A 13,115-nucleotide genomic window follows, 5' to 3' on the forward strand; every position below is an offset into this window, starting at 1 on the left:
GGAGCGGCTGGAAGGACATCGGCGGCGCCGAGATCCAGGAAGGCCCGTGCGGAAGATGCCGGGGCTCAGTGGCCCTGTTCGTCGCGGCGGCGCTGCCAGCGCTCCTCGATGCGCCCCATCATGGACCGGCGCTGACGAGGCTGCCGGCGGGCGGCGGCGGGGCCGCCCGAGGCGCCCGCGGCACGCTGCTCGCCCGGTTTCGGCGCCTTGCGCCATCCCGTGACCGCGAGCACCGCGCACCCCAGCATGACGAGGAAGCCCACCACACTGATCCAGATCTGCTGGGCGACCATTCCGGCCATGAGGAGCGCGATACCCACCAGAAAACCCGCGACCGCCTGGTAGACCCGTCGCCGGGTGTACGTGCGCAGGCCGCTGCCCTCAAGCGCTGTGGCGAATTTGGGATCTTCGGCGTACAGCGCTCGCTCCATCTGCTCGAGCATGCGCTGCTCGTGCTCCGAGAGCGGCACGGAGTCCTCCTACTCGTCGGTCGCGGGGGGCGACCGGGGTGCGACCCTTTCAGGATAGGCAGGGAATCGCCCCCGTGATACCCGCCCCTCTGCGCCAATTACCCACCGTTGCCGGTGTGACAATCGAAGCTGTCGGAACGTGCATTCCCCACCCGCCGATCCGCCATGCCGGACGGTGTACCCCGATCATACGGGGCGAAGCGGCTGATCGGGTGGCCTGCGACGGATGGTGTGCGGTCAGCCTCGCTCGGCGAGTACGTGCAGCTGGGTGGCGACGGAGTGGAAGGCCGGGAGCTCGGCGACCGCCGCTTCGAGGCGCAGCAGGGCATCCATCGCGCCGGGCTCGGTGTCGACCAGCACGCCGGGCACCAGATCGGCGAAGACGCGCACGCCGTGTATCGCGCTGACGTCCAGCCCGGCCTCGCCGATCAGCTGGGAGAGCGTCTCGGCGGTGAAGCGGTGCGGCACGGGGTCCCCGTCGCCCCAGCGTCCGGCCGGGTCGGTGAGCGCCTGCCGGGCCTCGGTGAAGTGGCCGGCGAGGGCGCGGGCGAGCACAGCGCCGCCCAGCCCGGCGGCGAGCAGGCTGAGGGTGCCGGCGGGGCGCAGCGCGTCGACGACGTTGCGCAGGTCCTCGGCGGGATCGTCCACGTACTCCAGGACGCCGTGGCACAGGACCGCGTCGTAGCCGCCGCGCTCGACGACGTCGAAGAGGCCGTGGACGTCGCCCTGGACGCCGCGCACGCGATCGGCGACCCCGGCCTCGGCGGCCCGGCGCTCCAGCGCGAAGAGCGCGTTGGGGCTGGGGTCGACGACGGTGACGCGGTGGCCGAGCCGGGCGACCGGCACAGCGAAGTTGCCGGTGCCGCCGCCGGTGTCCAGCACGTCGAGGACGCCCGCCGCGCCGCTCCCGGCGGTCTTGCCCCTGCGGTTCAGGGCGTCTTCGAGTACGTCCCAGACCACGGCGGTGCGGAGGGACGCGCGGGGGCGCTGCGGGTCTGACACGTCGGGTGGCTCCTCGGCGCGGTGTCGTCGCCGCCTCGGCGGCGGCGACGGATAGGACGGATAGACGAATGGACGATCGATGACGTCGGCGTCATCCCCAGCCTATTGCCTACGGCGGGCCCGGCCGGTGCCGCCCCGCGCGCTCCGGCGCGCGCCCTGGACATGGCATCGGGCACGGCACCGGACACGACACCCGACACAGCACCGGACATGGCGCCGGACCCAGATCCGGAGACGGCGCGGCCCCTCATCCCGCCTTGTCCCGCTCGGCGGCCGCCTGCCGCGGCAGGGCGGGCTGGAGCACCAGCATCCGCTCCACCAGGCGCAGGAACATGGCGGCGTCGCGCAGCAGGTCGTCGGCGTCGCGGCAGCTCGCCGCGGAGGGTATGTCCGCCTCCGCGCGGGCCCGGCGCTCGGCGCCCGAGGCGAACAGCGCGCTCCATTCGGCCAGCTCCGGCGCGACTTCGGGCAGCACCTCCCAGGCACTGCGGATCCGGCGCCGGCGCCGCGCCGTGGTCTCGGGCCGGCCGCGGACGGCCAGCACGGCGGCCGCGGTGCGGAGGGCGGCGAGGTGGGCGGTGGCGTAACGCTCGTTGGGGGCTTCGAGGTCGGCGGCCTCAGCCAGTCCCTGGTGGGCCTGGGTCAGCAGGTCGAGCGCGGCGGGCGGGGCCGCGGCGCGGCGCAGCACGGGGTGGACGTCGCTCGCGATACCGGCCATGACGAACCTCCTGTCGTCGTGTGGCGGCCCGTTGGGTAGTCGCATGACCGCCGTATGTGCCCATCGTGGGGCACACCACTGACAATCGGCCCTGACCTGCATGAACACCCCTTGAACCAGCCCCAGTTGACGGAGCAAGATCAGAGTGCGGCATACTTTTTGTACTGACCGGTCAGTTCGAGGGAGGGCCCGTGAACAGCACCTCGCCCGGAAGCGCCCCGTCCAGGAGCGCGCCGCCCACGAGCGCCTCGCCCAGGAGCGCCCCGACCGGGAGCGCCCCCGCCGGGGCGTCGATCACGGCGGAGGGGTTCGGCGCCGAGGGGCCGCGCGGCTGGACGTTCCGCGAGGTGCGCGTCGCCGCGGACCCGGGCTCGCTCGTCGCCGTCGAAGGGCCCTCCGGCTCGGGCCGCACCTGTCTCCTGCTCGCGCTCACCGGACGTATGCGCCCCACCGCGGGCCGTGCGGAGGTCGCCGGTCTGGTGCTCCCCCGCCAGATGCCGGCCGTGCGGCGGATCAGCGCGCTCGCCCATGTGCCGGGGGTCAGCGAGCTCGACCCCGCGCTGACCGTCGCCGAGCACCTGCGGGAACGCGCGCTGCTGCAGCGGCGGTTCGGCGGTTCGCTGCGCGCCCTGCTGCGGCCGCGTGCCGAGCGCGCGGCCGAGGCGCGCGACGGGATCGACGCCGCGCTGCACGGCGCGGGGCTCGACCCGGCCGCGCTGGTGAAGGGCGGGCGTACGGCCGTACGGGACCTGGAGCGGCTGGAGGCGCTGCGGCTGTCCGTGGCGCTCGCGCTGATCTCCCGGCCGCGCCTGCTGGCGGTCGACGACGCCGATCTGAAGCTGTCGGCCGCGGAGCGCGCCGAGGCGTGGGCGCTGCTGCGCTCCATCGCCGAGGGCGGCACGACCGTGCTCACGGTCTGCTCCGAGGCCCCGCCGGACGCGGTCGTCGTATCGACCGCGCCCCGGTCGGAGCGATCGGAGCCGCCGGACCGGTCGGAGCCGGAATCGGAAGGACAGAAAGCAGAGGAAGCAGCCGAGGACGAGGAGGGGGCGGCCGATGCGTTCGCCGAAACTGGCCGCTCTTGAGCTCAAGCGGTTCGGGAGGGGAAGGCTGCCGCGCGCCGCGCTCGCCGCCCTGATGCTGCTGCCGCTGCTGTACGGCGCGCTCTACCTGTGGTCCTTCTGGGACCCGTACGGGCGGCTCGACAAGGTCCCGGTGGCCCTCGTCAACTCCGACAAGGGCGCCACCGTGGACGGCCGCGAGCTGACGGCGGGCGACGATATCGTCAAGGGGCTGCGGCACAGCGACTCGTTCGACTGGCACGAGACGAGCGCCGCCGAGGCCCGCAAGGGCGTCGCGGACGGCACGTACTACCTCTCCCTGACCGTGCCCGGCGACTTCAGCTCGCAGGTCGCCTCCAGCTCCGGGAAGACCCCGGAGACCGGCGCGCTGCGGGTCCGTACCAACGACTCCAACAACTACATCGTCGGGCAGATCTCCCGGACGGTGTTCGCGGAGGTGCGCGCCGCGGCGTCCACCAAGGCGTCCCGGTCGTTCTACGACAAGATCTTCGTCTCGTTCTCCGACCTGCACGGCAAGACGCAGCAGGCCGCGGACGGCGCGGACCGGCTCGGCGACGGCATCGGCCGGGCGAAGCAGGGCGCCGGCGATCTCGCCAAGGGGCTCACCACCGCGCAGCGCGGCAGCGGCGCCCTCAAGGACGGCGTCGCGAAACTGTATTCGGGGGCAGGGGTCCTCGACGCCTCGACCGGCACCCTGCACAAGGGGGCGGGGCAGGTCGCGGACGGCACCCGGCAGCTCGCGGACCGGGCGAACAGACTCGCCGACGACGTAGGGCCCTTCCTCAAGAAGCACGGCGAGGAGATCGGCGACGTCTCGCGGCTGGTGGCCGACGCCTCGCGCACGGCGCGGGACGCGCTGCGGAAGCTGCCGGCGGACGCCGCCGAGGCCGCGGCGGACGCTCGTAAGGCCGCCCGTACGCTCACCGCCGACTACGAGCGGCGCTGCGCGGCCGGCGCGCCCGCGCCCGATCCGTCCTGCCCCGCGCTCAAGGCGTCGGTGGCCGCGGCCGGCACCGCCGCGGACGTGGCGGAGGACGTCGACGCCTTCGTAAAGAAGAACACCGCGGGCCTCAAGGAGCTCGGCGACAGCCTGGACGAGTGGCACGGCAAGGCGGTGTGGCTGGCGGACAACGCGCCGCACCTCGGGGCCGACGTCGACACCGCCGTCTCCAAGATCAACGCCCTCAACAGCGGCGCCCGGAAGGTGTCCGACGGCGCCGGGAAGATCCACGCGGGCACGGGGCGGCTCCACTCGGGGCTGGGCGACGCCAAGGACGGCGCCGCGGACCTCGATACGGGCATCGGGAAGCTGCACAGCGGCGCGGACACCCTGCGCGGCGGGCTGTTCAAGCTCTCGGACGGCTCCACGGAGCTGGCCGACGGGCTGCGCGACGGGGTCGGGAAGATCCCCGACTACGACAAGAAGGACCGGGACGCGCGCAGCGAGGTGATGGCCGATCCGGTGAAGCTGGCGTCCCAGGCGATGCACAAGGCGCCCAACTACGGCACCGGTTTCGCCCCGTACTTCATCCCGCTGTCCCTGTGGGTCGGCGCGATGGTGGCGTACATGCTGATCCAGCCGCTCAACCGGCGGGCGCTCGCCGCGGGCGCCGCCGCCTGGCGGATCGGGCTGGCCGGCTGGCTGCCCGTCGCGGCGATCGGGGTGCTCCAGGTGGGCGCCCTGATGGCGGTGCTGCACTGGGGTCTCGGTCTGGAGATGGTGCGGCCGGCGGGCACGCTCGGCTTCCTGCTGCTGGTCACCGCGTGCTTCTGCGCGGTCGTGCAGTGGCTCAACGCCCAGTTCGGGCCGGCGGGCCGGATTCTCGTACTGGCGCTGCTGATGCTCCAGTTGACGTCGGCGGGCGGCACCTATCCCGTGCAGACCAGTCCGGGGTTCTTCGGCGCGCTCCACCCCTTCCTGCCGATGAGCTATGTCGTCGACGGGCTGCGCCGGCTGATCACCGGCGGCGGGCTGGGTCCGGTCTGGCAGGCGTGCGCCGTGCTGGCGGCCTTCACGGTGGGCGCGTTGGCGCTGACGGCGTGGACGGCCCGCCGCAAACAGGTGTGGTCCGTGCACCGGCTGCACCCGGAGCTGTCCCTGTGATCAGGCACTCCGCGGCGCCAGGCAGAATCAGCACCATGGACAGCAGCGCTGCAGCAATCCGGAGGGTGCGGCCCCGGTCTCCGGGCGACACCCGCCGGCAGGCCACCCGGCAAAGGCTCTTCGAGGCGGCCGTGACCCTCATCGCCGAGCAGGGGTTCTCCTCCACCACGGTGGACGAGATCGCCGAGCGGGCGGGGGTGGCGAAGGGCACGGTCTACTACAACTTCGCCAGCAAGAGCGTGCTGTTCGAGGAGTTGCTGCGGCACGGCATCGAACTGCTCAGCTCCTCGCTCCAGCGGGCCGCCGACGAGACGGCGGCCCGCGGCGGGAGCCGGGTCGCCGCGCTGGACGCCATGATCCGGGCCGGGCTCTGCTTCATCGCCCGCTACCCCTCGCTCACCCAGCTGTACGTGGCCGAGCTGTGGCGCACCAACCGCGCCTGGCAGTCCACCTTGATGCAGGTGCGGCAGAAGGCGATAACCGTGATCGAGTCGGTGCTGCGGGAAGCGGTGGCCGACGGCGAGCTGAGCAAGGAGATCGACATCCCGCTGACGGCGTCGGCGCTGTTCGGGATGGTGCTGGTGGCCGCGCTGGACTGGCAGTCGTTCCAGCCGGAGCGCTCCCTGGAGGATGTGCACGCGGCTCTGTCCCGGCTGCTTCAGGGGCGGATCAGCGGCAGCCCCCGGTAACCGCCCGCTGTTTCAACGCTGTTCCGGCGCGGACCGATCCCCCCTTCGGCCCGCGCCGGAACACGGCGTTCCCCCGTTCCCCCGTGGAACCCCCGTTCCCGGCAGAGCACCGCGATTCCCCCGTGGTGCCCCACCGTTTCCTTCCGGGCCGCCCGCCGGTTCCGCCGCCCCGTGTCGGCGGTCTCGGCGCTGCGTCCCTTCCGTGGTCACTACTTTCCCTTCCGTGCAGGTCGGGGCTCATCCGTGCATCTACTCATCTCATCGTCTGAGTACGTGTACTCAGTCCTGAGTGCTCACCCCCACAGCCGCCGCTCCGAGGGCGCCCGCAGCTGTCTCTGCTGGGCGCAGCACTCCGAGGGCAGAGCGGCGGCGAGGCGGGCCGCAGGGGGCGGCCCGCCCGCGTGACCGGCGTTGTCAGTGGCACCGGATAAAGTCACGGGCATGGCAAGGATTGCGGTGATCGGCGCCGGGATGGGCGCGATGGCGGCCGCTGCCCGGCTGGCCGTGGCGGGCCACCGGGTGGCGGTGTACGAGCGCGGGGACACGTACGGCGGCGGCGTGCGGCGGCTCGCCCGTGACGGGTTCGCCTTCGACACGGGGCCGGGGCTGCTGCACCTGCCGGCGGTCTACCGCGATCTGTTCGTCAAGACCGGCAAGGAGTCGCTGGAGCAGAGCGTCGAGCTGTCCCAGGTCGACCCGGCGAGCCGGCACGTCTTCGCGGACGGCACGGTCCTCTCGCTGCCCAACGCCTCGCGGGCGGGCGTCGTACGGGCGTTGGACGAGGCGACCGGCGGGGGCGCGGGCGAGCGGTGGAGCGACCTGGTCAACCGGGCGCGCGAGGTGTGGGACGCGACGCGCCGGCCGCTGCTGGAGGAGCCGCTGCGCGCGGACTGGCAGGTGCTGGGCCGCGACCCCTACCCCGTGCCCCGCAAGCGCGGGCTGTTCCGGCGGGACGGCGGCCCGGCCACGCTGGCGTCCGTCGCCAAGCGCGAGCTGAGGGACCCGCGCCTCGTCGCCCTCCTGGAGGGCTACGCCCTGGCGTACGGCCTCGATCCCCGCACCGCGCCCGCGAGCGCCACGGCGCTGCCCTATCTGGAGCAGACGTTCGGCAGTTGGTACGTGCGCGGCGGGATGCGGGCGCTGGCCGACGCGCTGTACGAGCGGTGCCGCGCGCGGAAGGTGGAGTTCGCCTTCGGCGCGGAGGTGACGCGGATCGTCGAGAAGGACGGCCGGGCGGCGGGCGTCGAGCTGGCGGACGGGACGGTCGCGGAGGCGGACTCCGTGGTCTGCGGCGTCGATCCGGCACTCCTGCCGCCGATGCTCGGCGAGGCGGGCCCCTGGCAGGACGGGGACGTACGGCCGGCGGACGGCGGCCGGGGCGCCGGGCGGTTCACGGTCTGCCTGGCGGTGCGCGGTGCGCGCCCCGAGTGCGCCGCGCACCGGACGGTGGTCCACTCCCCGGACCGCGCGGCCGAGTTGGCGGGGATCTTCGGAGACGGCGGTCAGGGGGCGCGTACCCCCTGCGAACGGCCGACGGTAACCGTGCTGCGCCCGGACGACCCCACCACCCGTCCGGACGACGGCCACGAGGCCGTCACGCTGACGGCGGCGGTCGCCCCGCACGGCGGGCCGGTGGACTGGCGGGACGCCGAGGCCGTCGAGAGATACGCCGACCGGATCGCGGCGGTCGCCGAGGCGGCGGTTCCGGGGCTGCGGGAGCGGGCGCTGTGGCGCGAGGTCCGTACGCCCGCGGACACCGCCGCCGAGACGGGAGCGGCGGACGGCGCCGTTCCCGGGCCCGTACTGGCCGGTGCGGACGGCGCGTTCCTGCGGCCGGGCAACGCGACGCGGCTACCCGGGCTGTATCTCGCGGGCGGCTGGTCCCACCCGGGCGGCGGACTCGCGCACGCGGGCATGTCGGGCGCGCTGGTGGCCGGACTGATCGTGGACGGGGCCGACTGGCGCGGCTCCCAGTAGCGCGACGGCCGCGGGCGGAGGTCGCCGGACGCGCGCGTACGTACCGCCGGCACGTCCGCTCAACGCCCGTACCCCTCACGCGTCATGAGGCCGCGGCCCGGCCGGTCAGTAGCGGTACCGCTCGTCGTAGCCCGTGCCGTGGCCGCTCTCGTGGCCCGTGCCGGGGCCCGGCTGCTGCTCGTACGGGTAGGGCGCGGGCTGCTGCTGGTCCGGGTGCTGGGGGTCGAGGCCGCGCTGCTGGGGCACCCAGACGCCGCCGGGCGGGGTGTCGGCGTCGTACTGCTGCTGCGGCACGGGGTAGCCGTCGGGCCCGTACGCCTGGGGGGTGTAGCCGCCGGGGTATCCGCCCCCGTCGTGCTGCTGCCCGTAGGGCGCGTACTGGTCGTAGGACGGCTGCTGGGCCGAGCCGATGTACGGGTCGGAGTACGCGGCGTACTGCTGCTGGCCGTAGTCGAACTGCCCGGCGGCGTAGGGGTCTTGAGCCGTTCCGCCGTCCTGGGGGGTGTAGCCGGCGTAGGCGTCGTACGTCCCGTAGCCCGCGGCGGGGTCGGTCGCGTAGCCGTTCTGGTCGTAGCCGCCGTACTGGCCCGCCGGCTCCGGCGCGGGCTCCCGTGCCGGCTCCGCCGGAAAGGCGTCCTCGGCCTGCGCGATGGGCGGCATCTGCGCGGTCTGCTCCACCGGCGGAGCCTCGGCGCCGCCGTCGGCGCTCCTGCCTCCGGCGGCCGGGCCCGCTCCCGCCTCGGCCGGCCCCTCCTCGACATCGCTGACCTGGAGCTTGGGCTCGGCGGCGGGCGGAGCCGACCGGGAGGACTTGCGCCGCCTCCTGGCGGTCGGCTTGCCGCCGATCGCCCACCCCGCGGAGAAGCCGCGGCGGAAGGAGAGCGTCACATAGGTCTGCCCGACCGCGAAGGCGATGGCGCCCACCGCGATCACCGGCACGGACGGCATGATCACTCCGACGACCACGCCGAGGAACCCGAAGAAGGCGAGCAGCCGCCACCGCAGCCGCGCCTTGTGCTGCAGCAGCACCTCGCTCAGCAGCCAGAGAGCAACGGCGCCGAACGCGATGTAGAGGACCGCCCAGCCCATATACGCCCCTCTCGTGCGGCCGCCGCTCGCCGGACAGGCCGTCAGGACCGCTGGTGCAGTCCCAGATTCTCGTAGATTTCCAACGTCGCCGTGGAGTGGTTCAGGGTAATGAAGTGGAGTCCGGGGATGTCCTCAGCCATCAGCCGGGCGCACAGCTCCGTGGCGTACTCGATACCGATTGAGCGTACAGCGGCCGGATCGTCCTTCACCGCGAGGATCCGGTTCGCCAACTCCGTCGGGAACACGGCATTGCTGAGCTGCGCGAACCGCTCGATCTGCCGGACGTTCGTGACCGGCATGATCTCCGGAATGATCGGTGTCGCACAACTCGCGGCCGCGACGCGGTCCCGCAGCCGGAGGTAGTCCTCGGCGTTGAAGAACATCTGTGTGATGGCGAAGTCCGCCCCGGCGCGGCACTTGTCCACGAAATGCCGGATGTCGGTGTCCCAGTCGGTGGAACGCGGATGCATCTCGGGGTAAGCCGCGACGCCCACGCAGAAGTCGCCGGACTCCTTGATGAGCCGCACCAGTTCGGCGGCGTAGGTGACGCCTTCGGGATGCGGGACCCAGTCGCCGAGCGGGTCGCCGGGCGGGTCGCCGCGCAGGGCGAGCATGTTGCGGATGCCCGCGTCCGCGTACTGCCCGATGACGTTGCGCAGCTCCGTCAGCGAGTGGTTGACGGCGGTGAGGTGGGCGACGGGGGTGAGCGTGGTGTCAGTGGCGATCCGCTCGGTGGCCCGCACCGTCCCCTCACGGGACGAGCCGCCCGCTCCGTAGGTCACGGAGACGAACGTCGGCGCGACCGCCTCGACTCGGCGGATGGCGTTCCACAGCGTCCGCTCGCCCTTCTCGGTCTTCGGGGCCATGAACTCGAATGAGTAGGACCGCTCACCGGAGGCGAGCAGGTCACGCACCGTACGGGCGCGGTCTGTCCTGGTGGAAGGTGTGCCAAGGGCCATACGGGCAGGTTAACCGGGGTCCGCCGGACCCCCAACCCTGTCCCGCGCTATGACCGTTTCGGCGAGCTTTCGCCGCGCCTCGGCCGAGCTTCCGCCACGATCGTGTCCACCCCTCGGACACTCGCCGGGTCCACGGGGGCGGCCGCGCACCCCCGCACGCCATTACGCTCCGTATGCGCGGACGCGCTCGGCGAGACGCGCGGCGGCGGCCCCCGGATCGTCGGCCTCCGTGATGGCGCGCACCACGACGACCCGCCGGGCGCCGGCCTCCAGCACCTCGTCCAGGTTCGAGGCGTCGATGCCGCCGATCGCGAACCAGGGCCGTACGGGCGCCAGCGCGGCGGTGTAGCGCACCAGGGCCAGCCCCGGAGCGTGCCGGCCCGGCTTGGTCGGGGTGGGCCAGCAGGGTCCGGTGCAGAAGTAGTCCACGCCCGGCTCGACGGCCGCGGCGGCGGCCTCGGACTCGGCGTGGGTGGAGCGGCCGATCAGCGCGTCCGGGCCGAGGATCGCCCGCGCGGCCGGCACCGGCAGGTCCCCCTGGCCCAGGTGCAGCACGTCGGAGGCGATGGCGTGCGCGACGTCCGCCCGGTCGTTGACGGCGACGAGCTTGCCGTGGCGGCGGGCGGCGGCGGCGAAGACCGCGAGGTGCTCCAGCTCCTCCCCCGCCTCCATGCCCTTGTCCCGCAGCTGGACGATGTCGACGCCCGAGGAGAGCACCGCGTCGAGGAACTCGGGCAGGTCGCCCTGGCGCTTGCGCGCGTCGGTGCACAGATAGAGCCGGGCGCCGGCGAGCCGCTCCCGCGCGCTCGCCCCCGCCCCGGCGGGCGCTGGGGCGGCTGAGCCCGCTGCGCCTCCCGCGAGTCCTGCGGCATCGGTGGCGGCTGTGGCACCTGTGGCGGCCATGCGGCGGTTTCCCCCCGGGTCGGCGGTGTACGGGCCGAGGCTCGGGGCCCCGGCCCGTACACCGGACGGTTGGACATGCGATGGATGTGCGGCTGTGGGCCGATCCGCCCAGGGACGGCGGATCAGCCGGCGAGCGCCGTGCTCGGCGGGATCGGGCGGCGGTCGCCCGGCCCCGGCGTCATCAGACGGCGAGCGCCTGGGCCCGGCGCTTCACCTCCGTGCCGCGATTCTCGCGCAGGGCCTGCGCCGGGGTCCCCGGCAGGGTCGGGTCGGGGGTGAAGAGCCACTCCAGCATCTCCACATCGCTGAAGCCGTCGTCCCGCAGGAGCGTCAGGGTGCCGGCCAGGCCCTTGACGACCTTGGCGTCGCCGATGAAGTCGGCGGGCACCTGGAGCACCCTGTTCTCGCCACGGCGCACCGCGATCACCTGGCCTTCCTTGACCAGCTGCCGGACGCGCGTCACCTCGACGCCGAGCCGTTCGGCGATGTCGGGCAGGTTGAGCCAGGCGGGGACGAGAGCATCGATCTTTGCGTCAATCTCGGTCACGGGACAAGCCTGCCATCTAGGACTGACAGTCGGTAGCCGGGAGGTCTCGGGACGCGCGGCGCCCGTGTCGCGCCCCGGCCCAGCGCACCGCCACGCGCGCGTGCCCGCTGGGGCAGGACACGCGCGCGTACCCCCTGGCAGAGGCCACGCGCGCGTACCGCCCCGAAACGCGGTGCGGTCCCACGGGCGGAACGGCCTCAGACCGTCGCGACCGCAGGACCGGGACGGCCTCAGACCGTCGCGTCCGCGGGACCGGGACGGCCTCAGACCGTCGCGTCCGCAGGACCGGGACGGCCTCAGACCGTCGCGGACTTCAGCGGCACCGACGGGTCGGCGGCCTGCCGCTGGTCCAGCCGGGCGCCGCGCTCGATGAGCTTGCGGCCCTGGGCCAGGTCGCGGGGGCGGCCGACCGCGAGCAGCGCGACCAGGACGCCCTCGCGCAGCCAGCACACCGACCAGGCGGCGGTGCCGGGGTCGCCGCGCCACAGGAGTTCGTCGGCGGCGGCGTGGTGCCCCGCGTACTGCACGAACCGGCCGAACTGCTCGGACCAGAAGTACGGCACCGGGTCGTACAGCGGCCCTTCCGCCTCGCCGCGCGCGATGTTGGCGGCGACGGTGCGCGGCCCCTGGAGCGCGTTGTCCCAGTGGTGCACCAGCAGCCGCTCGGCGTAGCGGGCGGACGGGAAGGAGGCGCAGTCGCCGACCGCGTAGACGTCCGGGAGGCTGGTGCGCAGCCGCTCGTCGGTGACCACGGACCGGTCCGGGGCCAGCTCGATGCCGGTGCCCGCCAGCCAGCCGGTGGCCGGGCGCGCGCCGATGCCGACGACCACCGCGCCGGCCGTCAGCCGGGTGCCGTCGTCCAGCAGCACGCTGCCCTCGGAGAGGGAGACGACGCGGGCGCCGGTGAGCAGTTCGGCGCCGCAGTCCGCGTACCAGCCCGCCATGTGGGCGGCGACCTCGGCGGGGAGGGCGCCCGCGAGCGGCCGGTCCGCGGCCTCCACGACGGTGACCTTGCAGCCCGCCTCACGGGCGGCGGTCGCGAACTCCGCGCCGATCCAGCCCGCCCCGACCACCACGATGTCGTGCTGGTCGGCGAGGACCGGGCGCAGCCGGACCGCGTCGTCCAGGGTGCGCAGCAGGTGGATGCCGGGGATGCCCTCGCTGCCGGGCAGGACGACGGGCTCGGCGCCGGTGGCGATGACGAGCCGGTCGTAGGGCTCGGGGCCGTCGGCGGTGTCCAGGACGCGTTCGGCGGGCCGCAGCCCGGTGACCTCGCGGCCCAGCCGCAGGTCGATGCCGAGGGAGTCGAAGTCCACCTCGAAGGCGGAGCCCTCGGACTTGCCGAGCAGCACGGCCTTGGAGAGCGGCGGTCGGTCGTAGGGCTGATGGGGCTCCGCGCCGAGCAGCGAGATCGCGCCCGTCCAGCCCTGTTCGCGGAGGGCGACGGCGGTCTGTACCCCGGCCACGCCCGCGCCGACGATCACGACGCGACGCCGGTCACTGGTGGTATTCGTCTGATCGCTCACCAGCTCACTGTATGGCTGCGGGCCTGCTGGGCCGGAGCGTCGCGCAGAG

At 73.9% G+C, this 13,115-nt stretch carries 12 protein-coding genes; 4 read left to right on the plus strand and 8 right to left on the minus strand.

Going from position 1 to position 13,115, the window contains the following annotated elements; all coding sequences use genetic code 11:
- Positions 1-65 precede the first annotated feature (65 nt).
- From AB0I49_RS32040 to AB0I49_RS32050, 3 genes are all read right to left on the minus strand, one after another.
- Complete coding sequence (locus AB0I49_RS32040; RefSeq protein WP_363230659.1) at positions 66-470, minus strand: DUF3040 domain-containing protein; 405 nt, start codon at positions 468-470, stop codon at positions 66-68.
- Between the two features lie 237 nt (positions 471-707).
- Positions 708-1,472, minus strand: coding sequence for a methyltransferase (locus tag AB0I49_RS32045; RefSeq protein WP_363230660.1), 765 nt, complete (start codon positions 1,470-1,472; stop codon positions 708-710).
- A 247-nt stretch (positions 1,473-1,719) separates the two neighbouring features.
- Positions 1,720-2,190, minus strand: coding sequence for an SAV_6107 family HEPN domain-containing protein (locus AB0I49_RS32050; protein WP_363230661.1), 471 nt, complete (start codon positions 2,188-2,190; stop codon positions 1,720-1,722).
- A gap of 293 nt (positions 2,191-2,483) precedes the next feature.
- Between AB0I49_RS32050 and AB0I49_RS32055 the strand changes: the two genes are divergently transcribed.
- From AB0I49_RS32055 to AB0I49_RS32070, 4 genes are all read left to right on the plus strand, one after another.
- Positions 2,484-3,275 (plus strand): ATP-binding cassette domain-containing protein, encoded by a 792-nt coding sequence (locus AB0I49_RS32055; protein WP_363230740.1) that lies wholly within the window; start codon positions 2,484-2,486, stop codon positions 3,273-3,275.
- Positions 3,247-5,376, plus strand: coding sequence for a YhgE/Pip domain-containing protein (locus AB0I49_RS32060; protein WP_363230662.1), 2,130 nt, complete (start codon positions 3,247-3,249; stop codon positions 5,374-5,376). The genes AB0I49_RS32055 and AB0I49_RS32060 overlap by 29 nt, the downstream gene beginning before the upstream one ends.
- Positions 5,377-5,411: 35 nt before the next feature.
- Positions 5,412-6,065 (plus strand): TetR family transcriptional regulator, encoded by a 654-nt coding sequence (locus AB0I49_RS32065; protein ID WP_363230663.1) that lies wholly within the window; start codon positions 5,412-5,414, stop codon positions 6,063-6,065.
- 441 nt (positions 6,066-6,506) lie between these two features.
- Positions 6,507-8,042, plus strand: a complete 1,536-nt coding sequence (locus tag AB0I49_RS32070; protein WP_363230664.1) for an NAD(P)/FAD-dependent oxidoreductase — start codon at positions 6,507-6,509, stop codon at positions 8,040-8,042.
- A gap of 105 nt (positions 8,043-8,147) precedes the next feature.
- Here AB0I49_RS32070 and AB0I49_RS32075 read toward each other — a convergent pair whose 3' ends face one another.
- From AB0I49_RS32075 to AB0I49_RS32095, 5 genes are all read right to left on the minus strand, one after another.
- A complete protein-coding gene (locus AB0I49_RS32075) occupies positions 8,148-9,131 on the minus strand; it encodes a hypothetical protein (protein ID WP_363230665.1) in 984 nt (327 codons plus the stop codon).
- Positions 9,132-9,172: 41 nt separating this feature from the next.
- Positions 9,173-10,090: a methylenetetrahydrofolate reductase [NAD(P)H] gene (gene metF / locus AB0I49_RS32080; protein ID WP_363230666.1), complete on the minus strand. Its 918-nt coding sequence runs from the start codon at positions 10,088-10,090 to the stop codon at positions 9,173-9,175.
- A 162-nt stretch (positions 10,091-10,252) separates the two neighbouring features.
- Positions 10,253-10,993: a thiamine phosphate synthase gene (gene thiE / locus AB0I49_RS32085; protein ID WP_363230667.1), complete on the minus strand. Its 741-nt coding sequence runs from the start codon at positions 10,991-10,993 to the stop codon at positions 10,253-10,255.
- Positions 10,994-11,174: 181 nt separating this feature from the next.
- On the minus strand, positions 11,175-11,540 hold the full coding sequence (locus AB0I49_RS32090; protein ID WP_363230668.1) for an Rv2175c family DNA-binding protein: 366 nt from the start codon (positions 11,538-11,540) through the stop codon (positions 11,175-11,177).
- Positions 11,541-11,836: 296 nt separating this feature from the next.
- Positions 11,837-13,066: an FAD-dependent oxidoreductase gene (locus AB0I49_RS32095; protein WP_363230669.1), complete on the minus strand. Its 1,230-nt coding sequence runs from the start codon at positions 13,064-13,066 to the stop codon at positions 11,837-11,839.
- Positions 13,067-13,115 lie beyond the last annotated feature (49 nt).

This window comes from Streptomyces sp. NPDC050617 (assembly GCF_040654795.1).
Taxonomy (GTDB): domain Bacteria; phylum Actinomycetota; class Actinomycetes; order Streptomycetales; family Streptomycetaceae; genus Streptomyces.

Excerpts from the sequence above, each read along its gene's own strand:
- metF (WP_363230666.1), bottom strand. The coding sequence starts at position 10,090 with ATGGCCCTTGGCACACCTTCCACCAGGACAGACCGCGCCCGTACGGTG.
- AB0I49_RS32070 (WP_363230664.1), top strand. The coding sequence starts at position 6,507 with ATGGCAAGGATTGCGGTGATCGGCGCCGGGATGGGCGCGATGGCGGCC.
- thiE (WP_363230667.1), bottom strand. The coding sequence starts at position 10,993 with ATGGCCGCCACAGGTGCCACAGCCGCCACCGATGCCGCAGGACTCGCG.
- AB0I49_RS32065 (WP_363230663.1), top strand. The coding sequence starts at position 5,412 with ATGGACAGCAGCGCTGCAGCAATCCGGAGGGTGCGGCCCCGGTCTCCG.
- AB0I49_RS32050 (WP_363230661.1), bottom strand. The coding sequence starts at position 2,190 with ATGGCCGGTATCGCGAGCGACGTCCACCCCGTGCTGCGCCGCGCCGCG.
- AB0I49_RS32060 (WP_363230662.1), top strand. The coding sequence starts at position 3,247 with ATGCGTTCGCCGAAACTGGCCGCTCTTGAGCTCAAGCGGTTCGGGAGG.
- AB0I49_RS32075 (WP_363230665.1), bottom strand. The coding sequence starts at position 9,131 with ATGGGCTGGGCGGTCCTCTACATCGCGTTCGGCGCCGTTGCTCTCTGG.